A 26150-nucleotide genomic window follows, 5' to 3' on the forward strand; every position below is an offset into this window, starting at 1 on the left:
AATCGTTCTTAAATGTTGATGACGTTCATCGCCTGATCGACCGCGTCACGCAGCCGCCGGTGCGGATCGGGGTCGGCCCTGCCGAGCACCCTGACGCCCTGCAGCAGCACGAGCAGGAACCTGGCCAGCGCGTGCGGGTCCTTCTCCGCGGGGATCTCGCCCTGGGCCCGCGCCCTGACGAGGGCGGCGGCGATCGCGGTCTCCAGCTCCGCCCAGCTCGCGACGACCTTCGCCGACATGGCCGCGTCGCGCGCGGCGAACTCCACGGCGGTGTTCACCACCATGCAGCCTCTTCGCAGCTCGTCGGCCAGGCATTCGGCGACGTAGGCGTCGAGGAACGCCCGGATCGCGGGCAGCGCGGGCCCCGGCTGGGCCAGCGGCCCGACGACGTCGCGCTGCGCCAGGTAGCGCTCCAGCGCCCGCAGGTAGAGCTCCCGCTTGCCGCCGAACGTGGCATAGACGCTCGCCCGCGCGACGCCCAGGTGCCCGACGAGGTCGGCCATCGACGTCGCCTCGTAGCCGCGTTCCCAGAAAAGGTCCAGCGCCTTCTGCAACGCGATGTCCGGGTCGAACTCCTTGTTCCTCGCCATGCCGCCAAGCTAACACATTCAAGAACGATCGGTCCAGATAGAGGCACGAGGCCACCGGCCGCAGAACGGACGGGAAACCGGTCGTGAGACCCCGCCGCCGGGGCAGGTGCCTGGGACCGGGCCACGGGTCCCAGGGACCCACCGGGGGATGCTGGATGAACGGTAGGAGAAGCTCGCCATGGCAATCACTGACGCCCTCCTCCCGCCGGCCGGGCACGGCGAGGCAGGGGCGGACGCCGACGACCTCACGGCGACGGCGCTGCTCAACTGCCTCCTACGCGAGGTGGCCGGGCCGTACGGCCCCGAACCCGGGGCGTACCTGCTGCCCGCGACCGGCCGCGTCCTGCGGGTCCGGAACGCGCGCCACCCCGGCAGGCCCGCCCTCCGCACGCCCGGCGGCTGGCGCGAGCTGACGCTGGCCGAGCTGGTCACGCTGGCCTCCGCCGAGCTGCGCGCCGGCACGGGGGTCGGCAACGACGCGCTGCCCGCCGAGATCCTGCACAGCCGGGACGTCACGGCGGCGCTGCTGGCCGCCAGGCGGACCGCCGCGCCGCCCGCGGACCCGTACCTGCGCTCGGAGCAGGCTCTGGTGGCGGGCCACCGCTACCATCCCGCGCCCAAGGCGCGCGGCGGGTCGGGGCCGGAGGTGTGGCTGCGGTACTCGCCGGAGGCGCACGCGAGCTTTCCCCTGCCGCTGCTCGGCGTCCCCGCCGAGGACCTGGTGGAGGAGGGTGACACCACCGGCCTCGACCTTCTCGGACGCGCGGCAGGACCCGACCTGCCCGGCGCGTTCGCGGCCGGGCCCGACGGGCACGGAGGGTTCGCGGCGGCGCGGGACCGGCCCGGCGGGTTCGACGCCGGCGGCCTGGTGGCGCTGCCCGCTCACCCCTGGCAGGTGGAGTTGCTGGGCGGCCTGCGCGGCGGGCGGCTGCGCCACCTCGGGGTCACGGCGGCCGTGGCCGTGCCGACCGCGTCGATCCGCACGGTGTACCTGCCGGAGGCGGACCTGTTCTGCAAGTTCAGCCTGGACGTGCGGATCACGAACGACGTCCGCCGGCTGTGGCTGCGCGATCTGCGCCGCCTGCCCGTGGTCGCCGACGCGCTGGACCTGGCCTTCGACGACCTGCCTTGTCACCTGCCGCGCCCGGCCGTGCTGCGCGACCGGGGCTACCGCAGCGCCCGGCTGGGCTCGGACGGCGGCGAGGGGCTCGCCGCGATCGTCCGCGACGGGCTGCGCGAGCACGTTCGTCCCGGACTGACGCCGCTGCTGTCGGCGGCGATCACCGAGGGGTTCGCCGGCAACCCGCTCGACGGGCTGGGCGAGGAGCAGGCGCTGGCCTGGTGGGGCGCCTATCTCGACCACGTGGTGCCCCCGCTCCTGCACGCCTACCTGCGCCACGGCGTGGTGCTCGAATGCCACCTGCAGAACGTGCTGATCGCGGTGGACGGGCAGGGCATGCCCGCGCAGGCCGTCTTCCGCGATCACGAGGGCGTCAAGCTGGTCGCGGACCGGCATCCCGCGCTCGGGGACGCGCCGCTGGTGAGCCGTTCCTACGCCTGGGAGCGGCTGGTGTACTGCCTGGTGACCAACCACCTACGAGAGATCGCCGGCTCGGTCGCGGCCCGCCATCCGGGGCTGCGCGCGGAGTTGTGGGCGCGGGCCAGGGGCGTGTTCGCCGCCGCGGGCAAGGACCACGACGACCCCGTGGAGCTGCGCGACCTGCTGTCGGCTTCGCACGTGCCGGCCAAGGCCAATCTCACGCTGCGCTGGCTGGGCGCCGACGGCGGCGACATGCGGTGCGTGCCCGTGCCCAACCCGTTGAGACTCTTTACGCCATAAGCTATTCTCGCCGGGACAATAGTTTACGGCGTATCGAATCAGCGAGGAGCCCGCCATGGCCAAGGCGACGTTGCACGACGGAAGCACCATCGACGTGGAGGTGCACGGCTCGGGCCCGGCCCTGCTGCTGCCCGTCGACCCGCGCCCCGTCGAGGGCGAGCAGGCCGACGAGATGCGGAAGTGGGGCGCCGACCCGGCCCTCGGGCGCTCGCTCATCGACGGCCTCGGCGACGCCTTCCAGGTCATCGCCTTCGACTACCAGGGCCACGTCATGGCCACGCCCAAACCCGCCACGCTCACGCCCGCCGCCATCGCGGCCGACCTGGTGGCCGTGGCCGACGCGGCGGGAGCCGAGCGGTTCGCGTACTACGGCTACTCGTGGCTGGCGGTGAGCGGGTTGCAGCTGGCGATCAGGACCGACCGGCTCTCGGCGCTCGTCATGGGCGGCTTCCCGGCGTACGGGGCGCCGTACGCGGAGATGTTGCGGGTGACGAACGCGACGTACGAGATGGCCACCGGGCAGGCGCCCCAGCCTGAGAAGACCGACAAGACCGAAACGGGCGACGCGTACGACTGGTCGTCGGCCGAGGTGGCCACCACCGAGGAGCAGACCCGGCAGTTCGTCACCCTCTACGAGGAGTTGCAGGGGTTCGACGACCGGGCCGTCCGGCTCTCCTGCCCGCGGCTCTGCTTCGCCGGATCGGCCGACGAGATCCACTACGACGAGCGGTGGGGCGGCACGCACGTCAGCATCGGCGGCACCCTGGCCCGCCACCGGGCCGACCTCGAAACTCTCGGCTGGGACGTCCAGGTGCTCGACGGGCTCGACCACATGTCCGCCATGCACTCGGCGACCGTGCTGCCGATCCTGCGCCCGTGGCTGGCCGGGGCGCTCTCGGCTCACCTCTGAGGCGTGTCCTGGTACGGCCACGGCGAGGCGCCCACCACCGTCCCGTACAACAGGTGGTCGGCCAGCAGCGCGATCCGCTCCACGGCGGTGCCCTTCCTGCGCGGCAGGCCGAGGGCGGGCGCGATGGCCGTCTCGAACGCGGCCCAGACCAGCAGCCCGTAGACGGGGCCCGCCCACTTCCGGCGGCGCACGGCGCCCGGCAACAGCCCGAAGACCGCCCCGCCGACCGCCCCGTACGTCCAGTGCACCGCCTCCACCAGGGCCGGCCGGCGCCCGACCGGGATCTTGTGGAACATCCGGGGAGCGGTCCGCTCGATCACCGACTCCGGCGGCGTCCTCTCGACCAGCCCGAGCGCGGTGGTGAACTGTCTGCTGCCCGACATCGCCATGGACGCGATCGCGCCGCGGGCGGCGGCCCGCCTGACCGGCCTGCGCCGTGGCTCCGGCTTCCGCCGGGGCTCGGCTTCCGCAGGCAGATCAGGGCGGGCCGGAAGGGTCTGTGTCATGAGCTGCCGTCTACCGAACGGCGAGCCCGCCAAACCTCAGGGCATCGCCCGCATGCGGCCGATGATGGCGGTGGACGACCGGTCGCGGACGTAACCGAGCACGCGCACCTCGCCGCCCTGCGAGCGCACCAGCGGGGCCTCCGCGAGCATCTCGGGGGTGTAGTCGCCGCCCTTGACGTAGATCTCGGGCCGGATCATCCTGAGCAGCCGCTCCGGCGTGTCCTCGTCGAACTCGGTCACGTAGTCGACGTCGTTCAGCGCCGCCAGCACCGACATGCGGTCCTCGCACGGGTTGACCGGGCGTCCCGGGCCCTTCAGCCGGGCCACGCCCGCGTCGCTGTTGACGGCCACCACGAGCACGTCGCCGAGCCGCCCCGCCTCCGCCAGGTAGCTCACGTGCCCCCGGTGCAGCACGTCGAAGCAGCCGTTGGTGAACACCACCCGCTCGCCCCTGCGCCGGTGCTCGTCCAGCAGCTGGGCGAGGCTCTCCGCCGTCTGGACCGTCCCCTCGTGGCGGCGCAGCGCGCGCATCAGCTCGTGGCGGGTGCAGACGGCCGTCCCCTGGCGCCGTACGACGACGCCGGCCGCCGCCTGGCCCGCCTCCGCGGCCTCCTCGGGCGAGGCCCCGCCCGCCAGCCAGAGAGCGAACGCGGCGGTGTAGGTGTCGCCCGCGCCCGTCGCCATGTGCTGCGGCGCGGGCCTGGCGTAGGTCCGGTACGGCGGCAGGCCGCGCCTGTGCAGCAGGGTGCCCTCCCCGTCCAGCGTGGTGACCACGACCCCGGCCCTGGTCAGCTCCAGCAGCCGTTCCGACCGGGCCGCCAGGTACGCCGGCCGGTCGGCGGGCTCCACACCGTCGTCGAGCAGGCGTACGACCTCGGCGAAGTTCGGGAGCACCGCGGCCGGCGCGCACTCCCGCCACGCCGCCACCGCGTGCGCGTCCACCACCAGCAGGGGCGCCCCGGCGAGCGCCCGGCGCACGGCCGGGGTGCACACGCCGCCTCCGTAGTCGCACGCGACGACCACGTCGGCCCCCGCCATGGCGCCGGCCAGCCGCCCGAGCAGCCGCCGCTCCGCATGGCCGGGGATGCCGTCGAGGTCCTCCTCGTCGTAGCGCGCGGTGAGCTGGCCGCTGGTGACCAGCCGCCGCTTGTGCGCGGTACGCCGCCCCGGCACCGTCTGCAGGTCCGTCCCGACGCCGCGCAGCTGGAGCGAGCGCACCAGGGTCTCGCCGCACTCGTCGTCGCCCACGACGCCGACGAGCCGGACGCGGGCGCCCAGCGCCACCAGGTTGGCGGCGGTGTTGGCGGCGCCGCCCGGCGCGACCACGGTGGTCTCCAGGCTCATCACGGGCACCGGCGCCTCCTGCGCCAGGCGCTTGGCCGAGCCGTACAGCCACGAGTCGAGCATGACGTCGCCGACCACCGCGGCGCTGATGACCCGCTCTGTGCCCATGAGAGGCGCATACCAGCAAAAGGCCAGGTCAAACCCACGATGGAGTATTTAGGCGGGTGTTACGGGCATGACGTCTCGGGGTAGCCAGGCGGCTATGCACCACCCTTCACACCACGCGCCCGGCAGCCTCCGTACGGGAGGCGCCATGACGGCGCTGGTCGGCGGGGTGGAACGGATCGCGGTGCTGCGGGCCAACGCCCTCGGCGACTTCCTGCTGGCCGTGCCGGCGCTGGAGGCGCTCAAGCGGGCCTACCCCGGCGCGCACCTGACGCTGCTGGGCATGCCGTGGCACGCCGCGTTCCTGGCGGGACGGCCGGGGCCCGTGGACGACGTGGTGGCGCTGCCGCCGATCTCGGGCGTGTCCACGGTCGAGCCCGGGCACGCCGCGCCCGACAAGCTGTGCGAGCGGCTGCGCAGGCGCCGGTTCGACCTGGCGGTGCAGATCCACGGCGGTGGCCGCTACTCCAACCCGTTCATCCGCCGGCTGGACGCCAGGGTGAGCGCGGGGATGCGCGCCCCCGGCGCCGAGCGGCTGGACCGCTGGGTGCCGTACACCGACTACCACCACGAGACGCTGCGCTTCCTGCAGGTCGCCGCGCTGGTCGGCGGGGTCGCGGACGGGCTGGACCCGCGGCTGGCGCTCACCGCGGCCGACCGCGCCGAGGCGACGGAACTGCTGGGCGAGCCGCCGCCCGGGCTGGTGGCCGTGCATCCGGGCGCGCGCGACCCGCGGCGGCGCTGGCCTGTGGAACGGTTCGCCGAGGTCGCCGACCGGCTGGGCAGGCCGGTCGTGGTGACGGGCACCCGCGAGGAGGAGGACCTGGTGCTGGGCGTGGTCGAGGCGATCCGGCGGCCCGCCGTCGCCGTCGTCGGCGCGCTCGGCATCGGCGGGCTGGCCGCGCTGTACGAGCGCTGCGACCTGCTGGTGTCCAACGACACGGGCCCGCGCCACCTGGCCGCCGCCGTCGGCACGCCCACCGTCGGCGTCTACTGGTGCGGCAACCTCATCAACGCCGGGCCGCTGAGCAGGACCCGGCACCGCCCGCTGATCTCCTGGACCACGGCCTGCCCGCAATGCGGCGCGAGCGGCGTGGACCCGGCCGCGGAGCGCTGCCCGCACGACCGGTCGTGGGTGTGCGACGTCTCGGTCGAGATGGTGATGGAACAGGCGGAGGATCTGCTCGCCGGACCTACAGGAGATGACACCGATGACTGACCACGCCGTGCTCGACGAACTGCAGCAGGCCATCGACGAGGCGTTCCGCGGCCGGGACCGGGTGGCGATGCGGGAGGTGTACTCGGCGGTGTCCGAGCACGTGAACCTGCCCGCCGACCTGCTCACCCACCTCAACGAGCTGCCCGAGGGCGACTACAGCAGGCAGGGGCTCGCCCGGGCCATCAACGAGGTCATCACGCGCAGGGGCGAGCAGGACAGCCTCGGGCTCCTCGACGTGCCCACCGGGGCGGAACCTGGCACGTGAACGGAAACCCCGGGGTAGCCAGGAGGACATGACGCGAAACGCGCTGAAGGCGGAGGCCGCGTTCGAGGCGGAGCTGGCTCTCGTGCGTCCGGAGCTCTCCGCGGGCTACGCCGCCGCCCTGCCGGGCGCCCGAGCCGCCGTGCTGGGCCGCCTGTGGCGCAGCCTGCTGTACGAACCCCTGCCCGGCCTCGCACGGCCTGCGGGCTTCGCGGACGGGCGTCAGGGCGGGCAGGTGTGCGTGGCGCTGGCGGACGGGCGGCGGTTGCGGGGGCGGGCGCGGCTGCCGTACGACCTCGAAGGCGAGCCGGCCCTCTGGCTGGACGGCCGGCCGTACACGCACCCCGCCGAGCTCCTGGCCGCGCTCGCCCTGCCCGGCACCACCCGGCTGGTGCACGACCTGGACAACAGCGTCGCCTCGCTGGCCCTGTCCCGCGCCGCCGCCACCGCCCGGGCCGGCCCCGACGGCCCGAACACGCCGGAGGACTACGAGCAGAGCGTGGTCGACGGGCACCCCTACCATCCGGGTTGCCGCAACCGCCCCGGCGTCTCCGTGGCCGAGCAGCTCGCGTACATGCCGGAGCACCGCACCACCGTCGCCCTCGACCTGGTCGCGCTGCCCGCCGCCGCGTGCCTGGTGACGGGGTCGTGGCCGGCCGCGCTCGTGGACGGCGACCTGCTGCTGCTCCCCCTGCACCCCTGGCAGACCCGCCATGTCCTGCCCGGCCTGGGTCTGCGCCCGTACGCCACGGGGGCGATCCCGGCCCGGCCGCTGACGTCCGTACGCACCCTCGCCCCCGTGGACGGCGGCCCGCACGTGAAGACGGCGTTCAGCACCCGGATGACCTCCAGCGTCAGGGACATCTCCCCCGGTTCCGTCCGGGACTGCGTCCCGCTGTCGCGCCTGCTCGCCGCCCTGTCGGGACGGCGGGGCGGGCGTCCCGCCGTCGCCGGCTACCTGGCGGGGGCCGCCGCGAGGGTCGACGGCGAGCACAGCGCCGACGTGTCGGCCATGCTGCGGGAGTCCACACCGCGCGCCGGCGCGGAGACGGTGCTGCCGGTGGCGGCGATCACCCGCGAGATGGTCCGCGACCCCGTCGCGTGGCTGGCGACGTTCGCCCGCCTGGCGTCGGAGGACCTGCTCGGCATGCTCGCCCTGGGCGTGGCGCTGGAGGCGCACGGCCAGAACCTGCTGGTCGCGCTCGACCGTGACGGCCTGCCGTACCGGCTGATCTACCGGGACCTGGCCGACGTCAGGATCAGTCCCGCCCGGCTCGCCCGCAACGGGATCGAGACCCCGCCCGTCAGCCCCAGGCTGCTCACCGACGACCCGGACGTGCTGCACGGCAAGCTGCTCGGCTCGCTCGTCGGCACCACGTTCGGCAGCCTGGTCGCGCTGCTCGGACGGCGCGACCGCGCCACGGAGGCGACGTTGTGGGACGTCGTGGCCGCGGCCGCGCGCAGGGCGTTCGATGAGCTGCCCGGCACGCCGGACGCGCACGCCGACCGCGACGCCGTTTTCGGCGCGCACCTCACGGTGAAGGCCCACCTGCTCGCCCAGCTCGACGACGCGCCGCCCGGCGACCGGTGGGCCATCCTGCCCAACCCGCTGGCAGGGGGCCCGTCATAGAACGTCGTAGGTCAGGTGGTCGCCCGGCCGAGCCGCGCCGCCCCTCCGCGGCTCCGACCTCCGACGTACGCGAAGGCGAATGCGGGCCAGGACAACCTGTGTGCCGCCGGGAAACCGGCTCCCCTGCGGCACACCGGCGACGCCCGTCAGCGGGCGAACACGATCACGTTGTCCCGGTAGCTGCGGCGGGCGCGGTCGAACGTACCGCCGCACGTGATCAGGCGCAGTTCGGCGCCCGCACCTCCGTGATAGACCTCCTTGTCCGGTACCCGGCTCTTCGGATAGCGGGTCACGCGGCCGACCACGAACGTGACCGTGCTGCCGTCTGCCCGGTCCACGTGCACCCGGTCGCCCTTGCGCAGGTGGCGCAGGCGGTAGAACACGGCGGGACCGGTGGTGGAGTCGACGTGCCCGGCGACGACGGCCACGCCCCGCTCGCCCGGCTCCGGCCCTGCCTCGTTCCAGCCCACCCTGTCGAAGGCCTTGGGGGCGACCAGGCGGCGCTCGGCGTCCAGCCGCAACGGGATCATCTTGGTGGAGAGCTTGATGGCGGGGACGCGCAACCGTACGGGCGCGGCCGACTCAGCGGTCCCGCCCATCCCGGTGTCGACCCCGCCACGCGGAGCGGCACCGTCATCATCGTCGTCGTCACGGGCCAGCCCGCCAAGACCCGTGTCCACGCCCCCACGGGGTGCGCCGTCGTCATCGTCATCGTCGTCGGCCGAGGACATCGTGAGGGTGGTGGGGACGGCCGCCTGGGCGGGGGCGGTCACGAAGATCGTGCCGGCGCCCAGCCCGAGCGTGAGCGAGATCGCGAGCAGGGCCCGCCGTAACTCCTGAGCCATGAGAAAGCCTCCTGACGTGCTCCCGCGGTTCCTCCGCGGCTGCCTTCAGGCTCTCGGCCGGCGGTTGGACCACCATGAGTGCGAGATGAAAGGCCTCTCACCCCGGCGACGGGCCGGGAGGTTCCCGGTAATAGGCGCACGGACGTGAAAGAGTTTCCCCACGTCCGAATCGAGTGCTTGGGAGGCAAGGTGGCTGACGAGTTCGACGTCGTCGTGATCGGCGCCGGTCCCGCCGGTGAGAACGTCGTGGACCGGGCCGTGCGCGGCGGCCTCACGGCCGCGATCGTCGAGGAGCGGCTGGCGGGCGGGGAGTGCTCCTACTGGGCGTGCGTGCCGAGCAAGGCGCTGCTGCGGCCGGTCGATCTGGCGGGCGAGGTGGCGCGGGTGCCCGGCATGGAGCTCGGGCCCATCGACGCGGCGGCGGTGCTGGCCCGTCGTGACGAGACCGTCGGCCATTTCGACGACTCCGGCCAGGTGGGGTGGATCGAGGGCGTGCCGGCCGAGTTCGTCCGCGGGCGCGGCAGGCTCGACGGTCCGAGGCGGGTGCGCGTCGCCCTGGCGGACGGCGGCGAGCGGCTGCTGACGGCCCACCAGGCCGTCGTGGTGGCGACGGGCAGTACGCCCGCCGTGCCTCCCGTGCCCGGGCTGGCCGAGGCGAATGCGTGGACCAGCCACGAGGTGACGGCGACCAGCGTGATCCCCGAGCGGCTCGTGGTGCTCGGCGGCGGGGTCGTGGCCTGCGAGATGGCGCAGGCGATGCACGGCCTGGGCGCCCGGCAGACCACCCTGCTGGTACGCGGCGACGGGCTGCTGGGCAGGATGGAGCCGTTCGCCGGTGAGCTGCTCGCCCGGTCGTTCGCGGACGCGGGGATCACCGTGCGCACCGGCACCCAGGTCAGCCGGGTCGAGCGGCCGGAGCCGGGCGGGAAGGTGACGGTGCACCTGCCCGAGGGGCCCGTGCTGGAGGCGGACGAGCTGCTGGTGGCCACGGGACGCCGGCCCGCCGTCCGCGACGTGGGGCTCGGCACGGTGGGCCTGCCCGACAACGTCCCGATCGAGGTCGACGACAGCATGCGCGCGACCGGGGTCTCCGATGGCTGGCTGTACGCCGTGGGCGACGTCAACGGGCGCGCGCTGCTCACGCACATGGGCAAGTACCAGGCCAGGGTCTGCGGTGACGTGATCGCCGCGCGGGCCCGCGGTGAGGAGTTGCCCGCGATGCGCGACCTGGCGGGCGGTTACGGCGCGCCGCAGGTGGTGTTCACCGATCCGCAGATCTGCGCGGTCGGCCGTACCGAGGCCGTGGCCCGCGCGGACGGCTTCCGGGTGCGCGTCGTCGACTACGACATGGGCTCGGTCACCGGTGCCTATCTCCTGGGCGACGGCTACCGCGGCCAGGCCAGGGCCGTCGTCGACGAGGACAGGAAGGTGCTGCTCGGCGTCACGTTCGCCGGGCCGGGGGCGGCCGAGTTGCTGCATGCCGCCACGATCGCCGTCACCGCGGAGGTGCCGCTCGACCGCCTCTGGCACGCGGTGCCGTCCTTCCCGACGGTCAGCGAGGTGTGGCTGCGGCTCCTGGAGGCGTACGGGCTCTGAACGTGACGCACGTGGCGGGCTCCGCCGTCCGCGCGAAGCCGCTCAGCGGCGATCGTCTCGCCCGGCGTCCCTGGTGATCACGCGTGGTGAGGCCCGCCCTGGCGACCCGTCCTGCGCCTGCACCATCAGCTCCGCCACGACCTGATCGACGCTGTCGGCCAGTTCCACGTGCGACAGCAGGTCCGTCAGCCGCAGCACCGACAGCAGGTGCTGGTCCGGCTGGACGAGGATGATCCGGCCGCCGCTGCGCTCCTCCTCCATCCGCTGCATGGCCATCGCGAGCACCCCGATGACCGACGAGTCGTAGAAGTCCAGGTCGTGCAGGTCGAGCACGAGCACGGGCCCCTGCGACCAGTCCCACACGGACGTGATGCAGGCGCTGAACCTGACCCTGCCCTCGTGGTCGAGCTCACCGCCGGCGCGTATGACCGTGCAGTGCACGTATCGTGTGGCTTCGATTCGCAATCCACGCTCGGTCATCCATACAGACTGCCCTCAGCACGGCGTTTTCACGGAAGATCTGACATTTTCCATTGATCCGGTCAGTGCGAGACGCCTGACTCCAGGGTCGTCAGCACGCCGCGTCCGGAGGCGACGAAGACCAGCAGCGGCGAGGTCGTCGGGCTGGCCAGCTCCAGCTCCGTCACGTTGCCGCAGGGCCGCTGCTCGAACTCGACCGCCTCGCCGTCCCTGACGCTGAGCACCCGATCCACCCTGGGCGCCGCCGAGCCGAGCAGCTTCTTGGTGGCGTGCCGCAGCCAGCGCAGCTCGCTGTTCACCCGCCGCCACGACGCGGGGATGAGGCTGGCCGGCTCGGCCTTGGTGCCGAGCCTCAGGGTGATGCGGCCGGTCCCGCCGAAGGTGTCCTTCAGCACGGGGTTGACGACGAACATGCCCGACCGCAGCACGCGTACGCCCTGGCGGTTGAGGTTGGCCAGCCCGCCGGCGCTGATCAGCGTCGACAGCTCGCAGCGGAAGCCGTCGAGCGTGTCCGGGTCGAAGTCCACCTCCGGCGGCTCGTCCAGCACGACCTTGTCGAGGCGCACGCCGGCCACCCCGTCGGGGGCGACGCGCCCGGACACGATGCGGCGCACCTCCTCGCCGATGCCGTCGCCCTCCATGATGTCGAGCGCCTCGATGCAGACGAGGCCGTCGTCGGGGATCTCCTCGGCCGCGAGGTCGAAGGCCACCTTGGCGTGCGACCGCCGGCCTTTCAGCAGGAGGCACTGGCGCAGCCGCCCCTGGGAGCGGATCTGCACGAGCCGCGTGAGCGGGCCGCCTGGCACGGGTTTTCCTGTGTGCCAGCCGCTCACCGACCGGTCGTCGGCCGACAGCGTCAGCAGTACCCGCAGCGGGCGTCCCTGCGCGGCCACCTTGAAACCGGCCAACCCCGAGGTCTCGAATCTGCCGACGATGTGGCTGCCCCTGTGCAGCCGGTCGGTCACCTGAAGCGAGGGGACCTGCCCGCTGAGCAGGTGCACGGGTGGTATCGCAGGCAGGATCACCTGGTCGAGGTCGGTGTCGGTGTCGGATCCTGTGCTGCTGGTCATCGGATGCTCCTCTCGGGGGTGATGGTGGTGGCCAGCGCTGCCGGGTCGTGGAAGTCGAATCGGGTGAGCACGGGCTCGCGCCGATCCCACATGCGGGCGACGGCACGGTAGAGGGGGTCGCCGTCGCGCTCGACGTACCGGAGGTTGACGGCGAGGGCTCGGGCGTAGTCCTCAGTGCCGTGCTCCCAGTGCGGCAGGAGCTGGGTGGGGACGTCGGAGCCGCAGCGGCGCAGCCAGAGCCACAGGCGGGCGCGCTCGCGCTGCTCGGGGCCGAGGAACGACTCGCCCTTGGCGTGCCTGCCGATGGCCTCCTCCAGCAGGCCGCGATGGTCCGCGGGCGAGCGGGCCAGATAGGTGGCGCCGCAGGCGCTGCCCTCCGACCAGCCTGCCTGGATGACGGGGATGCCGAAGGCGGGCAGGTCGCTGTCCCTGAAGGTGACGCCCACGTCCGTCACGCTCCACAGCATGTTGGTGGACAGGGCGCCGGTCACACATTTCATCCGGGAATGGCCGTTCGCGACGGGGTCGAGGAACAGCCAGTTCGCGGACTCGTCGGACGCGGCGAACTCCGCCGTCGCGTCGTACAGCTCGGTGTCCTGTCCCGGGGTGTGGCCGAACACGGCGATCGTCGGCCGGTCGGCGTCGATGCCCAGGCGGGAGCAGCCGTAGTAGCGGAGCTGGCGGCGCTCGGTGTCCGTACGGAGCTGGTATCCGCTCTTCGCCCGCCACGCGACCCGCTCGGCCCCGGGCCTGATCGTCTTCCTGTGCGGCCACACGTGCCGCTCGAAGAACGCGCCGACCCTGGCGGGCAGCTCGTCGAAGAAGGAGCACGGGCCCTGGTCGGGGAACAACGTGTACGCCTTCAGCGAGCCGGTGCCGTGGACGTGCACGACCGGGATCTCCCTGGTCACCGAGCGGTCGGCGCGGCTGGTGACGAGCGCGAGGGGTGGCAGCTCCGGCTGGACGTCGCCGGCGGCGCCGAACGCCTCCGCGAGGCGCCGCCACTCGGGGCCGGTCAGCACGACCAGCCGCGCCGGGATCAGGTCGCACACGGCCCTCGCGACCAGCAGCGTGCGCGTCACGACCCGGATGTCGTCGTCGTACGCCTCCGCCACGACGCAGCCGTCGCCGCCGGGAGTGTCGCCCCAATATGACCTGGCGGCCGAGAGCAGACGGTCGAAGTCCGCGCTATGTCCGACACCACGCATAAGACTCCTCCACCAAGGCCAGCAGGAAACGCCCTGGCCGACGTTGCCAGACGGGTGGCACGGGACCCGCCAGACAACACGCTTCTTTGCCCTCGGCTGGGGGAAATCGGCCGATCGCGAGGAGAAAGATCGCCACAGCCCGCACAGGGGCCCCATGCAGCACGAACGTCAGATATACCTACAAACACGGGAAAACCGGCCGCGCCGCCCGAACAAACTCCCGTCTCACAGGGTCCAAGTTTTTACAGAGAACACGTCATGGCTGGGTTTAGGATGCACCCGAATGCCAAGAGGGGGAGGTATTACCAGCATGTCCCGTATGTCGAGTATCGCGCGCCTGACCGGTGCGGCGGTGGCTGCAGGTGTGGTGACCGCGGCCATCGCGCTGCCGGCGGTCGGAGGCACGGGAGCGATGTTCGTCTCGGCATCGGAGGAGCTCGGCATCAAGCCCGAGGAGCTCAAGGAGCCCCCGCTCGCGGAGAAGACGACGGTGCTCGACGCCAAGGGCAACCAGATCGCGCAGTTCTACGAGGAATATCGCGAGAACGTCAAGCTCGCCGACGTAGCCGAGATCATGAAGACGGCCATCATCTCGATCGAGGACTTCCGCTTCTACGAGCACGGCGCGATCGACATCGAGGGCACCCTGCGCGCCCTGGCCAAGAACCTCAGCTCCGGCGGCATCGCCCAGGGCGGCTCGTCCATCACCCAGCAGTACGTCAAGCAGGTGCTGCTCAACTCGGCGACCACCGAGAAGGAGAAGAACGCGGCGCTCGAGGCCAGCTACGCGCGCAAGCTCAGGGAGCTGCGCTACGCGATGGCGGTCGAGGAGAAGTACACCAAGGACCAGATCCTCGAGAAATATCTCAACATCGCCTACTTCGGGGCCGGCGCCTACGGAGTCGAGGCGGCGGCCAAGCGCTTCTTCGGAGTCGACGCGACCAGCCTGAACCTGGTGCAGTCCGCCACCCTGGCCGGCGCGGTGCAGGACCCCAACGCGACCGACCCCAACCTCGGCAGGGAACAGCGCGAGCGGCTGCTGCACCGGCGCAACGTGGTGCTCGACAGGATGGCCGAGCTGGGCAAGATCACGCCCGCGCAGGCCAAGGAGGCCAAGGCCGAGAAGCTCGGCTTCGACAAGGGCCAGCCGCTGCCCGGCGGCTGCGGGGCCAGCGCCTACCCCTACTTCTGCATGTACGTGCGCAACGAGATCCTCAGCAACAAGATCTTCGGTGCGACGAAGAAGGCCAGGACCCAGTTCCTCAACCGGGGCGGCCTGACGATCCAGACGACGCTCGACCCGAAGATGCAGAAGGCCGCCGACCGGGCCATCAGGAAGCACGTGCACGCGTCGGACAAGGCGGTCGCCTCCGAAGCCCTGGTGGAGCCGGGCACGGGCGCGATCAAGGCGATGGCCGCAAGCCGCAAGTACGGCGACAACAAGCGCAAGAACGAGATGTCGTACAACGTGGTCGCCGACGCGGTGCACGGCGGCGGCACCGGCTTCCAGGCGGGCTCGACGTTCAAGGTCTTCACGCTGCTCACCGCCCTCAAGGAGGGCATGAAGATCCACGACGGGGTCTCCACCGGCAGCGGTTACCGCGCGCCCTACTACTCCTCGTTCAAGAACTGCAAGGGCGAGAACATCGGCGACCCCTCCCACACCGTCACCAACGCCGAGGGGGGCGGCGGCGGCTTCAAGTCGCTGGCCACCGGCACCTGGGGCTCGGTGAACACCTTCTTCGTGGCGCTGGAGCAGAAGGTCGGGCTGTGCGACACGGTCAAGACGGCCAAGTCGCTGGGCATCAAGCGCTCCGACGGGCTGCCGCTGACGGAGTTCGAGACGTTCACGCTCGGCACCAACGAGATGGACCCGGTGACCGTGGCCACCGCCTACGCGGCGATCGGCGCCCGGGGCAAATACTGCAAGCCCATGGCCATCAGCAAGATCACCGACCGGTACGGCAAGACGAAGACGTACAAGCCCGAGTGCAAGCAGGCGTTGGATCCAGAGGTCGCGGACGCCGCGTCGTACATCCTGGAGGGGGTCTTCACCAAGGGCACGATGCGCGGCGTCGGCGGCATCGGCCGCCCGGCGGGCGGTAAGACCGGCACCACGGACGACCAGGCCGCCGCCTGGTTCGCCGGGTTCACCCCCGATCTGGCGGGGGCGGTCAGCATCGGTGACACGCGGGGCGCGCAGAAGCACAAGCTCAACGGCGTCACCATCGGCGGCCGCTACTACAGCTCGGTCTTCGGGGCCTCGATCCCCGGGCCGATCTGGAAGGACACCATGCTCCTGGCGCTGAAGGGCGTGCCGGAGACCGAGTTCCAGCCGATGAACACCTCGCGTTTCGGCGGTTGCGGCTCGAGCTGCCAGCCCTCGCGGTCCGACCGGTCGGAGCCGGACTCCGGCGACGATGTCACCGATCCGGAGCTGGACGACGCGGACGTCGGCCTCGGGTGACCCCATAGGGAGGGGCCGTAAATGCCTGAACGGGCCGTCGGAAATCCGGCGGCCCGGGAGGCTTCCACGGCTACCGGCATGCCTGGCCGATCAATCCGGAGCGCGTCCGTACAGCAGGACGCACTCCTTGCAAAGGCCCTATTAACAGCGGCGAAACATTGGTAACGTGGGAGCGCTCCCAGGATCTTTCCGCGAGGTGCTCCATGACCGAGCAGCCCACACTGGCACAGGTGGCGGCCGCTGCAGGGGTTTCCCCCGCGACCGCATCACGAGTCCTCACCGGCTCGGTGCGGGTCAGCACTTCGACCCGCCGCCAAGTCTACGACGCCGTCTCCCGAATGGGCTACGTACGGCAACGCGCACCACGGGGAACGGCCGCCAAAACCATGGCCGACGGTGTCACAGCGGTGATCTGTGACCACCTTCCCCGGCTTTTCTCCGAACCCTACTACGCCAGGCTCCTGTCCGCGGCCGGCAGCGTGATCGCCGAACACGGCACCCATCTCATGGTGACCACCGTCACCCCCACGTCGTCCACGCTGCCCGCCCTGTCCGGCGCGGTGCTCATCGTGGGCGCGAGAGAGCGCCACCCCCTGGCGATCAAGTTGTCCACCGCGGGCATCCCGGTGCGCAACATCGGCCGCCCGCCCCACGACCTCAAACTCCCTTACGTCGACGTCGACAACATCGACGGCGGCCGCCAGGCGGCGGAGCACTTCCTGCTGACCGGCCGCCGCAACGTCGCCGCCATCGGCGGGCCGCCCTCATTACCTGCCGCGCGCGACCGATTAGACGGCCTGGTGCGTACCCTGCAGGCGGCGGGCGCACCCGACGTGCCCGTGGCCTACGGCGACTTCACCGCCGCCTCCGGCACCCACGCCATGCAGTGGTTGTTACGCCACGCCCCGGGCCTCGACGCCGTCTTCGTGGCCTCCGACCTGATGGCGGCGGGCGCGATCCAGGCGCTGCGCAGGGCCGGGCGCAAGGTGCCGACCGACGTGGCGGTGATCGGATTCGACGACGCCCCTGTCGCCAGGCACACCGTCCCCACGCTGACCACCGTCCGCCAGCCCGTCGAGGAGCTCGCCACGGTCGCCACCCGGCTGCTCCTGACGGGCGCCGCGGGCATCGACCCCGTTCTCCCCACGGAACTGGTCGTCCGTGAGTCGGCTTGAGCCTGGGGATGTGCTGGCCCGCCGGTATCTGCTGCTGGATCCGCTGGCCCGCGGGGGCATGTCGGTCATCTGGCGCGCCTTCGACCAGTCCCTGCACCGGATGGTCGCGGTCAAGGTGCTCACCTCGTCGCTCCACGCCGACCACGGCGAGCGCGTCAGCGTACGGAGCGAGGCACGCGCCGCGGCCAGGTTCATCCACCCCGACTCCATCGAGATCTACGACTACGGCGAGACCGTCACCACAGGCGGGGGCGTCGCGGCGTTCGTGGTGATGCCGCTGCTCGACGGCACGCCGCTGGCCGAGCGCGTCGAGCAGGGCCCGCTGCCGTGGACCGAGGCCGCCGCGATCGCGCTGCGGCTGGCCAGGGTGCTGATGGCCGGGCACGCCCGCGGCCTGGTCCACAGGGACGTCACGGCCGAGAACGTGCTGCTCACCGCCGACGGCCCGAAGCTGCTCGACTTCGGCATCGCGGCCTGGGCGGGCGACCCCGACGACGACCGCGGCACCCCTCCCTACGTCGCCCCCGAGCGGCTGCGCGGAGCGCCCACCCATCCCGCGGTCGACGTGTACGCCCTGGGCGTGCTGCTGCACACCATGCTCACCGGGCGCACCCCGTACCCGGAGACGACGTGGGAGGAGATCGAGGCGGCCAGGAGGACGGCGCCGCCTCCCCGGGTGCCCGGCGTGCCCTACGCCGTCGCCACGCTGTGCCAGCGCTGCCTCGCGCACCGGCCGGAGGAGCGGCCGGGCGCGGCGGAGATCGTCTCCGCGCTGACCGGCGCGCTGGGCGCGGCCACCCTGGGCCGGCACGTCAGGCGCGCGCTCACGGTCGCGGGCTCCGCGACGATCGCGCTGTCGATCCTGCTCTGGTTCCAGCAGTCGGAGCTCCACATGCCCGAACAGGCCGCGCAGCCGCGGCCGTCCCCCGCGTCGCCGCTGGTCGAGAGCTCGCCGTCCGCGGCGATCACCGTCGAGCAGGCGGTGGCCGGCTTCAGGACCACGCTCGAGGACAGGACGCCGTGCGGCGCGACGGACGCCGACGTCGTGCTCGACCTCAACCAGGTGCTGAACGGCCTCGTCGCGCCGCACGGCCCCGCGGCGTCGAGCGGGACCGAGCGCCTGCGCGGCAAGCTCTCCGACCGCCTGCGGGAGGGCCGGCTGGCGCCGGCCTGCCTGAGCGAGCTGGAGGCCAGGCTCGACGACATCGAGGCCGCACTCGGCCCGAACTGACGGCGTTGATGAGGGGTACGGCAGCACCAGCCGTACCCCTCCAACGCGCGGCCGCACCCCTCGCAAAGCACGGCCGCGCGAGCCTGATGGCATGTGCCCCCGTCCTGTCTGGTGACGAAGTGTACTGGGAGCGCTCCCAATATGGCAGCCTCCCGGCGGCACCGATGTGCGGCAAGCACCCGGGCGGCGGCGAGCAGCGGAACCATGACCAAGATCGGTTGAAAGTTTCACGGCGCGTTGTCGGATCGGCCGGACCCGTGATTCAATGCGCTGGCCGGGCGGGCTGGTCATGGGCAGGTCTTCCTCTGTCGTCAGCGCAAGGGAATTCCCCCATGAAGTTCTTCAAGTCGGCGGCGATCACCGCCGTCATGGTCCTGATCACGAGTGTCCTGATGGTGCCCTCACCGGCACAGGCCCACGGCGTGACGATGTTCCCCGGCAGCCGCACGTTCCTGTGCTGGCAGGACGGCCTCCGGGACAACGGCCAGATTCAGCCCTACAACCCCGCCTGCGCCGACGCGGTCGCGCAGAGCGGCACGACCCCTCTGTACAACTGGTTCGCCGTGCTGCGCTCCGACGGCGCGGGCCGGACCTCCGGATTCATCCCCGACGGGCAGATCTGCAGCGGAGGCACCGGCGGGCCCTACGACTTCTCGGCCTACAACGCGGTCCGCGACGACTGGCCGCTCACCCACTTGACCGCGGGCGCCAACATCCAGATGCGGCACAGCAACTGGGCCGAGCACCCGGGCGACTTCGACTACTACATCACCAAGAACGGCTGGAACCCCAACGGCCCGCTCAAGTGGTCCGACCTCGAGCCGTTCGGCACCGTCACCAACCCGCCCAAGAACGGCGGCCCCGGCGGGCTCGGCTACTACTACTGGAACGCCCAGCTCCCGTCCGGCAAGAGCGGGCGGCACATCATCTTCACCCACTGGATCCGCTCGGACAGCAACGAGAACTTCTACAGCTGCTCCGACGTCGTCTTCGACGGCGGCAACGGCGAAGTGACCGGAGTCGGCCCCGGCGGCGGCACGGACCCCGACCCCGACCCCACGGTCACGCCGACCGACCCGCCGCCCGGCGACAGCGGCTGCACCGCGACGTGGAAGGCCACCGACAACGGCTGGGCCGGCCACTTCCAGGGTGAGGTGACCGTGCGCAACACGGGCGACAGCGCGCTGAACGGCTGGACGGTCTCCTGGACCTACAGCGGCGGCCAGGCCTTCGACGGCTCGCCGTGGAACGGCGTCCTGTCCGGGCAACCGCCCAACGTGACCGTCAAGAACGCCTCCTACAACGGCCAGCTCGCGCCGAACGCGACCACCTCGTTCGGCTTCAACGCGACCGGCTCCATCCCCAACCCAGCACCCACCCTGAGCTGCACCAGCTCGTGATCAGAACGCGTCGCGGGCTTGTCGCGGCGAGCGTCACCCTGGCCGGCCTGACCCTGGCCGGGGTGATGTTCTTCGCGGGCAGGCAGCCCTCCGCCCAGCTGAACGAGGAGCTCGCCGCCCAGGTGACCATGATCCTGGAACGGGCGTCGACCGGCGAGCACCATGCACACGGCCACAACTTCGAGTCGGACGTCGTGTGCGCCGTGGAGCCATTCGGAACCGAACCGGCCGGCGCGTCCTCCCTCGTCGAGGTGAAGTGGGTCTACGCCCGTCACCTGTGTGCCATCACCGGCGAGAGCAGCGAATGGCCGGTCTCCGTGCGCGCCTCGGGGCCCATCGCCGTACGCCTCGGCATCCCGCCCCTCGTCAAGGTGCCGGAGGCGGGCGCGGGTTATCCGGAGCGGGTCAGGCGGCTCATCCCCCCGCGCTACCACGAGGAGGCGTTCGCGGACTTCTCGGACGACTCCGCCATCGAGGCGGCCAAGCAGCGCTTCGCGCAGGCCACCACAGCCAGATGAACCGGTGAAGGACACGAACGGACGCGGCGCCGACTGGAGGTATCGGGCCGCGTCCGTCCCATCCGGGCGGGATGTGTCACAAGGCAGGAGTGTTGCTTCGCCTCACCTCCTCATACGCAGCCGGGGGCCGACGGGTTCGACCCGGGGTCAGGTGGCGGTGCAGGTGATCGGGTCGGGCGTGGCCGGCGTGCCGTTCGCGATGAAGCCGAACGTGGTGGTGGCGCCGGGGGCGAGCGAGCCGTTCCACGCCTCGTTCGCGACCGTGACGGCGGAGCCGGAGACCGTGTGCCTGCCGCCCCAGAGCTGCGTGATCGAGCTCTGCGACGTCCAGGCGACCGTCCAGCCGCCGATCGCCTCCGTGCCGCCGTTGCGCACCGTCACCTCTGCCTGGTACGCGCCGCCCCACGCGTTCGTCACCTCGAACTCCGCCGCGCACCCGTCAGTGGGCGCGGGCGTGTCGGAGGTGGTGAACGCCGTGGCGTCCGACGGCGGCGAGGTGTTGCCCGCCGCGTCCCTGGCCACCACGTGGGCGGTGTATTCGGTGGAAGGGGTGAGCCCGGTCAGGTCGTAGGACGTGGTCGTGGCCGTGCCTACCTTGGTGGACCCCAGGTAGACGTCATAGCCGGCCACTCCCACGTTGTCCGTGGAGGACGTCCAGCCGAGCCTGGCGCTCGAACCCGTGATCGCGGAGACCGCGGGCGTGCCGGGCTTGCTGGGCGCAGTGTCGTCCTCCACGTCCGGACCCGGGGGCTCACCCCAGATCTTGGAGTCGCCGCTGTAGAGGGCGATGCGTTCGGTTCTCTCCGGCGTCGTGCCGGGCGTGGTGGGGATGCCCTGGTACGACCAGTCGTTGGCCGAATCCCACGTGCCCGCGCTGGAGATCCTGAACTGCACCTCCCTGCGGTGCTGCGACTGTCCTGCCGGGGCGATGTCCTCGCCCGAGCAGTCGATGCGCACGTAGTACGTGGTGCCGCCCGTGGGGTGAAGCGTGGGCGCCGCGCACTGCGTGTAGGCCGACGACACGCTGATCTGCGAGGCCGTCGTCGAGCCGTCGAGGGTGAAGTAGTAGCGGAACGAGCCGTCGGACAGCACCCTGGCGGGCCAGGCCGACTGGTTACGGACGATGGCCTTGATCTCCGTGAAGGTCGAGCCCGACGCGTTCACGCCGGCCTCGACGAAGATCTCGGGCCCGTCCGGGGTCTCCTCCTGCGGGAAGTTCGCCGCGGGAGCGCCCCCGTACTCCTGGTAGAGCCGGGCCAGCGCGCTGGTGAAGCCGGCGTTGTAGTCGGTGGCGACCTCGTTCATGACGTAGTCGTCCCGCTCGTCGGTGTAGGCGTCGTTCGGGTCGGGCGGGCCGCCGACGAGCGCCCCGTACAGCGTGTGGCGGGTCTGCTCGGGGTTGGTGATCTGGTCGGTCCACGAGCCGTGCGCCGTGCGGTGGTGCGGGTTCCGCGGGGGGTTGTCTCCGAAGCCGATCACGTACGAGGAGTCCCGCGGGTTGTCGCCGAGGGCGTAGTCGATCTGGCTGACCGCGAAGTCGTGGTAGCGGGCCTTGCGGGTCGCGTCCGTGATCGAGTCGCTGTGCACGAGCGCCGCGAACGCCGTGTTGGCCGCGTACCTCAGCGAGCCCCACCGGTCGAGCACGGCCTGGCCGCCGGGCGAGTAGGCCACCTTCGACCCGTGGACGCCGACCGTCCACCAGTCGAGCCAGCGGTTGGCGTCGTCGAGGTAGCGCTGCTTGCCGGTGAGCTTGTGCAGCAGCACGTACGCGCCGTAGGACTTGTCGTCCCAGGCAATCGTCCACTTGTACGACTTGGTGCTGGTCTGCGGCTCGTTGCCGAGGTTGTCGTAGCCGGCCTCGGCCTTGGCCAGGTAGGAGGCGTCGTCCGTGGCCCGGTAGAGCCAGATCGCGCCCCACACCAGCTCGTCGTTGTAGCCGCTCCAGGAGTTGTAGTAGCTGGAGGCGTCGGTGATGCACTCGGTGTACTTCTTCCTGACCGTGTCGGCGAAGGAGTACAGCTGTTCGGCGTGCGTCACCAGCGTGTCGGCATATTCCGGATTTGTCGGGCGGAAGACGATGGAGGAGGCCGCCATCGCCGCCGCCGTCTCCCCCGCCAGATCCGACCCGCCGCACGAAGCATCGATCTTGTACGCCGGCCGCTCCATCCCCATCGCCTCGGCCGGACCCCACCACGCGTGGTCCGTGCCGCCGTTGCCGACCTGCCCGTAGAGCACGTTCGGCGACGGGTGGGCCTTGATGAAGTAGTCGTTGACGAACTTGAGGTTGTTCAGCAGGTGGGAGAGCTGGCCGGAGTCCGCGTAGGCGTCGCGGTACTCGACCGCGCCCCAGGCCAGCATGGTGGCGGAGAACGCCATCGGGAAGCCGAACTTGACGTGGTCACCCGCGTCGTACCAGCCGCCCGTGAGATCCGTCCCCACGTCGTCACCGTCGTCCACGGCCGAGTCACCGCGCCAGGAGACGCGGTTCCAGTCGGGCAGCTCGCCCGACTGCTGGGCCTCGTAGAACCACAGGGACTTCTGCAGCGCCTCGCCGTAGGCGAAGGCGGGCTCGGCGGCACGGGCCGCCGGCCCCACCCCTGTCACCAGGGGCAGGACCAGCGACACCGCCGCTATCAGAGTCGTCCTCCTCACGGGAAGAGCCGCCCGTACTCGGCGAGCGCGACGGCGACGTCCACCTGCGCCCAGAACCGGTGGTAGTTGAAGACCGGCGCCTCCCCGCCGTTCAGGAAGGCCTCGACCTTCGGCCAGTCGGGGTCGTCCTCGTAGAAGGACCTGATCGACAGGAACGTGGAGTCCTCGTTGATCGGGTCGCCGTTGGGCATCTCGCCGCTCCAGCCCGGCGGCACGTACACCGGGTCGGTGACGCGGCGGTAGTCGGCCTTGGTCTCCGGAACGGACACGCCCGCCTCGTCGCGGTTCGCCCAGACGCCGTCGAGCAGCGCCTTGGCCGTGTCACGCGCCTCGGCGTGGTTCGCCCTGGCCGCGTAGTACATCAGCACCTTGGCGTACGAACCGGCGACGCCCACGTCCTGCGTGTGGTCCAGGACGGTCACGTGCAGGTCCGGGTTGGCCGGCGGCATGCCGGACGTGGCGGAGAAGTCACCCGCGGGCGCGCCGCTCCACCGCAGCGTCGACGGGATCTCGTAGCTGCCGTCGGCGCTGACCGTGGTGTTGTCGAGCGCCCACTCCACCCACTTGTCGAGCAGCTCCTTGGCGTCGGCGTTGCCGGTGACGTTGTAGAGCTCGGCCACCCGCTCCATCGTCCACGCCTGGAAGCCGAACCACTGGTTCGACGGCGGGTCGTGGTAGACCGGCTGCCAGTCGTAGGTCATGCCGTGGAACTTCGGCAGGTCGCTCGGCCGGGTGCCGTAGTGGCCCTCCCAGCTGTTGGTCGCGCCGCCGGCGATCGCGCCCTCGTCCGACTGCAGCCAGGTGTAGAACTGCAGCTGGCGGGTCAGGCTGGTGCTCCAGTCCGAGGAGCCGGTCGCGCTCTTCGGCTTGAGCTCGGCCACGTTGGCCAGCGCCCAGGCCGCGAACGGGTTCTGGTAGCCGGCGTGGTTGTGGCTGGAGCCGATGCGCCAGGCCCATCCCGCGCTGGAGTCGGTCGCGCCGCCCCAGGCGTAATACCAGTTCAGCAGGTACGCGGCGGAGTTCTTGCCGGAGCCCGCCGGGCACGAGGGACTGCCGCAGCCGGGCTGCTTGAAGTACTTGTCGTACATCGCGTAGCGCAGGTAGTCGCCCATCTTGGCGGCCTTGGCCACCGTCGCGGAGATCTCCGACTCCTTGTCCTGCTCCTTGGCCCAGGTCAGCGCCCAGTACGCCGCCTGCACGGCCCGCGCGTCGGCGTCGGGGGCGTTGGTGTACTTCCACTGCTTGGCGTAGGCGCTGTCCTCGATGAACAGGTCCAGGTAGCCGTTCGGCCCGCCGTGCTCGAACGTGTCGCAGGACGGCTGCGGGATCGTCTCGAAGACCGACTCCTCCGGGCCGCGCTGGTAGGTGTTGATATAGGCGGGCCTGGTCGTGCCGTCGCCGCAGCGGCCGAAGCCGTAGGTGTTGTCGACGTCGAGCAGCCAGTGCATGCCGTAGATGTCGCGGGTGCCGTACGCGCTCTGCAGCTCGTTGGCCAGCGGGTCGGTGCCCACGGTGACGCCGGTCTCCATCGCGGTCGGGTAGTTGCTGATCTCCAGGTGCTCGGCCGCGTACGTGGCCGGCTTGGACGGGTCGTAGAAGGAGTTCGTCGGCTGGTCCTCCGTGGACGGGATGATGTACGTCTCCAGCGAGGTCCACGCGTCGTTGAACTTCGACCAGTCGCCGGTGACCTGCCCGTAGACCGCCTCGAGCCACAGGTAGTAGCTGTAGGCCTCGGACGTGGTCTCGTGCCCGTGGTCCGGCGCCTCGACCATGAACGTCTCGATCGAGTGGTACGGCACCCCTTCGGGAGAGAAGTAGCCGTTGTCCGGGTCGTGGAGCTCGTTGTAGAGCTCGACGAAGCGCTGGACGTACTCGTTGCCGCCGCCGACGTCGTCGTCCGCCTCGTTGGCGGTGACGTCGACGGGGTCGTAGCCGGTGGCGCTGACCCGGAAGACCGCTGAGCCGCTCGTCGTGTCGGAGTCGTCGGCCGCGGCCAGCGTGACGTTCTGCTCGGTGTTCCAGTTGGACGGCGTGAACGTCCTGGTGGCGCCGCTGGAGACGGTGAGGTCGGCGTCGCCGCTCGCGCGGGCGACGGAGACGCTCACGTTGGACGAGGGCGCCTGCGACAGTTTCACGCCGAAGCTCGCGGTGCCGCCCTCGGGCACGGACAGGCTGGTGGGGCTGACGACGAGGGCGGGCCCGGTGTTCTGCGAGACCGTGATCCCGACGGGCGACGAGGTCGTGGTCGCACCGCCGTTGTCGGTGGCCCTGGCGGTGATCGAATAGCTGCCGGCCGCCACGCCGGTCCAGTTGTAGGCGTACGGCGCCGAGGTGTCGGTGCCGAGCAGGGTGGAGCCCTGGTAGAAGTCGACCTTCGAGATCGTGCCGTCGGAGTCGGCCGCGTTGGCCGCGATGGCCACGCTCGCCGGGGCGGTGTAGGTCTGGCCGGCCGAGGGGGAGGTCAGCGACACGGTGGGAGCCGCGTTGGAGCCCTCGCCGCCGCAGGTGGTGCCGTTGACGGTGAACGACGTCGGGTCGGGGTTGCTGCCCGTCCAGGTGCCGTTGAAGCCGACGGAGACGGAGGCGCCGCCGGCCAGGTTGCCGTTGTAGGACATGTTGGTGCCGGTGACGCGGGTGCCGGACTGGCTCCATTGGGCGCCCCACCCGCTCGGGGTGTACTTCTGGCCCGTGGTCGGATAGTCGAACGCCAGCGTCCACGAGCTGAGCGCGTCGCCGGTGTTCTTCAACGTGATGTTCGCGGTGAAACCGCCCTGGCCAGGGCTGCTCGTCCACTGGTTGGCCGTGTAGGTGACGTCACAGGCCACGGCCGCCTGGGCGGGTGCGGCGGCCACGGCCGCGGTCGCGCTCGCCACGAGGACGAGGGTCGTGGCCACGGCCAGTCGCCTCGATAAGCGCGTCAGGATGAGAGGAGGTCTGTACTTCACGGGGTCTCCATGGGAGTAGGGGTGTGGGAGCGCTCCCACGATGGATTGTGGATGCACCCCCGCGTATGTCAACGGAATGGCTTCCGGGTAACCCCCGTGTTTCCTCTCACCAGGCTGCCCGGGATGAAAGTTTCATCCTCATTCCATGGTATTCGGC

General features: G+C 71.4%; 20 protein-coding genes. 11 read left to right on the plus strand and 9 right to left on the minus strand.

All coding sequences use genetic code 11. The features are described 5' to 3' along the window. Positions 1-8 precede the first annotated feature (8 nt). Complete coding sequence (locus ACTWPV_RS24720) at positions 9-590, minus strand: TetR/AcrR family transcriptional regulator (protein WP_443153607.1); 582 nt, start codon at positions 588-590, stop codon at positions 9-11. Between the two features lie 178 nt (positions 591-768). Here ACTWPV_RS24720 and ACTWPV_RS24725 point away from each other — a divergent pair, with 178 nt between their 5' ends. After that, positions 769-2430: an IucA/IucC family protein gene (locus ACTWPV_RS24725; protein ID WP_443153608.1), complete on the plus strand. Its 1662-nt coding sequence runs from the start codon at positions 769-771 to the stop codon at positions 2428-2430. 55 nt (positions 2431-2485) lie between these two features. Further along, positions 2486-3340: an alpha/beta fold hydrolase gene (locus ACTWPV_RS24730; protein WP_443153609.1), complete on the plus strand. Its 855-nt coding sequence runs from the start codon at positions 2486-2488 to the stop codon at positions 3338-3340. Here the strand turns inward: ACTWPV_RS24730 and ACTWPV_RS24735 are convergent. Both ACTWPV_RS24735 and rfaE2 read right to left on the minus strand, forming a co-directional pair. Further along, positions 3331-3846 (minus strand): hypothetical protein, encoded by a 516-nt coding sequence (locus tag ACTWPV_RS24735; protein WP_443153610.1) that lies wholly within the window; start codon positions 3844-3846, stop codon positions 3331-3333. The two genes, ACTWPV_RS24730 and ACTWPV_RS24735, sit on opposite strands and share 10 nt — an antisense overlap. A gap of 36 nt (positions 3847-3882) precedes the next feature. Further along, positions 3883-5298, minus strand: a complete 1416-nt coding sequence (gene rfaE2 / locus ACTWPV_RS24740) for a D-glycero-beta-D-manno-heptose 1-phosphate adenylyltransferase (RefSeq protein ID WP_443153611.1) — start codon at positions 5296-5298, stop codon at positions 3883-3885. A gap of 145 nt (positions 5299-5443) precedes the next feature. On the opposite strand from rfaE2, the gene ACTWPV_RS24745 reads away from it, so the two are divergent. Genes ACTWPV_RS24745 through ACTWPV_RS24755 form a run of 3 tightly spaced genes read left to right on the plus strand, consistent with a single transcriptional unit; the run spans position 5444 to position 8406 of the window. Next, a complete protein-coding gene (locus ACTWPV_RS24745; protein WP_443153612.1) occupies positions 5444-6514 on the plus strand; it encodes a glycosyltransferase family 9 protein in 1071 nt (356 codons plus the stop codon). Then, positions 6507-6779: a hypothetical protein gene (locus ACTWPV_RS24750; protein ID WP_443153613.1), complete on the plus strand. Its 273-nt coding sequence runs from the start codon at positions 6507-6509 to the stop codon at positions 6777-6779. The genes ACTWPV_RS24745 and ACTWPV_RS24750 overlap by 8 nt, the downstream gene beginning before the upstream one ends. A 28-nt stretch (positions 6780-6807) precedes the next feature. After that, a complete protein-coding gene (locus tag ACTWPV_RS24755) occupies positions 6808-8406 on the plus strand; it encodes an IucA/IucC family protein (protein ID WP_443153614.1) in 1599 nt (532 codons plus the stop codon). 146 nt (positions 8407-8552) lie between these two features. Here ACTWPV_RS24755 and ACTWPV_RS24760 read toward each other — a convergent pair whose 3' ends face one another. Then, on the minus strand, positions 8553-9251 hold the full coding sequence (locus ACTWPV_RS24760; protein ID WP_443153615.1) for a class F sortase: 699 nt from the start codon (positions 9249-9251) through the stop codon (positions 8553-8555). A 189-nt stretch (positions 9252-9440) separates the two neighbouring features. Here ACTWPV_RS24760 and ACTWPV_RS24765 point away from each other — a divergent pair, with 189 nt between their 5' ends. Beyond that, positions 9441-10847 (plus strand): dihydrolipoyl dehydrogenase family protein, encoded by a 1407-nt coding sequence (locus ACTWPV_RS24765; RefSeq protein ID WP_347647938.1) that lies wholly within the window; start codon positions 9441-9443, stop codon positions 10845-10847. Positions 10848-10889: 42 nt separating this feature from the next. On the opposite strand, the gene ACTWPV_RS24770 is transcribed toward ACTWPV_RS24765, so the two are convergent. From ACTWPV_RS24770 to ACTWPV_RS24780, 3 genes are all read right to left on the minus strand, one after another. Next, positions 10890-11327, minus strand: a complete 438-nt coding sequence (locus ACTWPV_RS24770; RefSeq protein ID WP_443153616.1) for an STAS domain-containing protein — start codon at positions 11325-11327, stop codon at positions 10890-10892. 62 nt (positions 11328-11389) lie between these two features. After that, on the minus strand, positions 11390-12397 hold the full coding sequence (locus ACTWPV_RS24775) for a hypothetical protein (protein ID WP_443153617.1): 1008 nt from the start codon (positions 12395-12397) through the stop codon (positions 11390-11392). After that, on the minus strand, positions 12394-13605 hold the full coding sequence (locus tag ACTWPV_RS24780; RefSeq protein WP_443153618.1) for a hypothetical protein: 1212 nt from the start codon (positions 13603-13605) through the stop codon (positions 12394-12396). The genes ACTWPV_RS24775 and ACTWPV_RS24780 overlap by 4 nt, the downstream gene beginning before the upstream one ends. Positions 13606-13924: 319 nt before the next feature. Here ACTWPV_RS24780 and ACTWPV_RS24785 point away from each other — a divergent pair, with 319 nt between their 5' ends. The 5 genes from ACTWPV_RS24785 (at position 13925) to ACTWPV_RS24805 (ending at position 20396) form a co-directional block, all read left to right on the plus strand. Further along, positions 13925-16072, plus strand: coding sequence for a transglycosylase domain-containing protein (locus tag ACTWPV_RS24785; RefSeq protein WP_443153619.1), 2148 nt, complete (start codon positions 13925-13927; stop codon positions 16070-16072). 203 nt (positions 16073-16275) lie between these two features. After that, complete coding sequence (locus ACTWPV_RS24790; protein ID WP_347647943.1) at positions 16276-17247, plus strand: LacI family DNA-binding transcriptional regulator; 972 nt, start codon at positions 16276-16278, stop codon at positions 17245-17247. 10 nt (positions 17248-17257) lie between these two features. Then, positions 17258-18478, plus strand: coding sequence for a serine/threonine-protein kinase (locus ACTWPV_RS24795; RefSeq protein WP_443153620.1), 1221 nt, complete (start codon positions 17258-17260; stop codon positions 18476-18478). 332 nt (positions 18479-18810) lie between these two features. Then, a complete protein-coding gene (locus ACTWPV_RS24800) occupies positions 18811-19878 on the plus strand; it encodes a lytic polysaccharide monooxygenase auxiliary activity family 9 protein (protein ID WP_443153621.1) in 1068 nt (355 codons plus the stop codon). Continuing rightward, positions 19875-20396 (plus strand): hypothetical protein, encoded by a 522-nt coding sequence (locus ACTWPV_RS24805; protein ID WP_443153622.1) that lies wholly within the window; start codon positions 19875-19877, stop codon positions 20394-20396. Before ACTWPV_RS24800 ends, ACTWPV_RS24805 begins: the two co-directional genes overlap by 4 nt. 147 nt (positions 20397-20543) lie before the next feature. On the opposite strand, the gene ACTWPV_RS24810 is transcribed toward ACTWPV_RS24805, so the two are convergent. Further along, complete coding sequence (locus ACTWPV_RS24810) at positions 20544-23102, minus strand: glycoside hydrolase family 9 protein (protein ID WP_443153723.1); 2559 nt, start codon at positions 23100-23102, stop codon at positions 20544-20546. Next, positions 23045-25942: a glycoside hydrolase family 48 protein gene (locus tag ACTWPV_RS24815; RefSeq protein WP_443153623.1), complete on the minus strand. Its 2898-nt coding sequence runs from the start codon at positions 25940-25942 to the stop codon at positions 23045-23047. Before ACTWPV_RS24815 ends, ACTWPV_RS24810 begins: the two co-directional genes overlap by 58 nt. Positions 25943-26150 lie beyond the last annotated feature (208 nt).

Source organism: Nonomuraea sp. KM88, assembly GCF_052245635.1.
In the GTDB taxonomy this organism is placed as follows: domain Bacteria; phylum Actinomycetota; class Actinomycetes; order Streptosporangiales; family Streptosporangiaceae; genus Nonomuraea.

What these genes read in the sequence shown, in the direction of transcription:
- ACTWPV_RS24780 (WP_443153618.1), bottom strand. Translation starts at nt 13,605, where the DNA reads ATGCGTGGTGTCGGACATAGCGCGGACTTCGACCGTCTGCTCTCGGCC.
- ACTWPV_RS24750 (WP_443153613.1), top strand. Translation starts at nt 6,507, where the DNA reads ATGACTGACCACGCCGTGCTCGACGAACTGCAGCAGGCCATCGACGAG.
- ACTWPV_RS24720 (WP_443153607.1), bottom strand. Translation starts at nt 590, where the DNA reads ATGGCGAGGAACAAGGAGTTCGACCCGGACATCGCGTTGCAGAAGGCG.
- ACTWPV_RS24790 (WP_347647943.1), top strand. Translation starts at nt 16,276, where the DNA reads ATGACCGAGCAGCCCACACTGGCACAGGTGGCGGCCGCTGCAGGGGTT.
- ACTWPV_RS24730 (WP_443153609.1), top strand. Translation starts at nt 2,486, where the DNA reads ATGGCCAAGGCGACGTTGCACGACGGAAGCACCATCGACGTGGAGGTG.
- ACTWPV_RS24775 (WP_443153617.1), bottom strand. Translation starts at nt 12,397, where the DNA reads ATGACCAGCAGCACAGGATCCGACACCGACACCGACCTCGACCAGGTG.
- ACTWPV_RS24760 (WP_443153615.1), bottom strand. Translation starts at nt 9,251, where the DNA reads ATGGCTCAGGAGTTACGGCGGGCCCTGCTCGCGATCTCGCTCACGCTC.
- rfaE2 (WP_443153611.1), bottom strand. Translation starts at nt 5,298, where the DNA reads ATGGGCACAGAGCGGGTCATCAGCGCCGCGGTGGTCGGCGACGTCATG.
- ACTWPV_RS24800 (WP_443153621.1), top strand. Translation starts at nt 18,811, where the DNA reads ATGAAGTTCTTCAAGTCGGCGGCGATCACCGCCGTCATGGTCCTGATC.
- ACTWPV_RS24725 (WP_443153608.1), top strand. Translation starts at nt 769, where the DNA reads ATGGCAATCACTGACGCCCTCCTCCCGCCGGCCGGGCACGGCGAGGCA.
- ACTWPV_RS24755 (WP_443153614.1), top strand. Translation starts at nt 6,808, where the DNA reads ATGACGCGAAACGCGCTGAAGGCGGAGGCCGCGTTCGAGGCGGAGCTG.
- ACTWPV_RS24735 (WP_443153610.1), bottom strand. Translation starts at nt 3,846, where the DNA reads ATGACACAGACCCTTCCGGCCCGCCCTGATCTGCCTGCGGAAGCCGAG.
- ACTWPV_RS24785 (WP_443153619.1), top strand. Translation starts at nt 13,925, where the DNA reads ATGTCGAGTATCGCGCGCCTGACCGGTGCGGCGGTGGCTGCAGGTGTG.
- ACTWPV_RS24770 (WP_443153616.1), bottom strand. Translation starts at nt 11,327, where the DNA reads ATGACCGAGCGTGGATTGCGAATCGAAGCCACACGATACGTGCACTGC.
- ACTWPV_RS24745 (WP_443153612.1), top strand. Translation starts at nt 5,444, where the DNA reads ATGACGGCGCTGGTCGGCGGGGTGGAACGGATCGCGGTGCTGCGGGCC.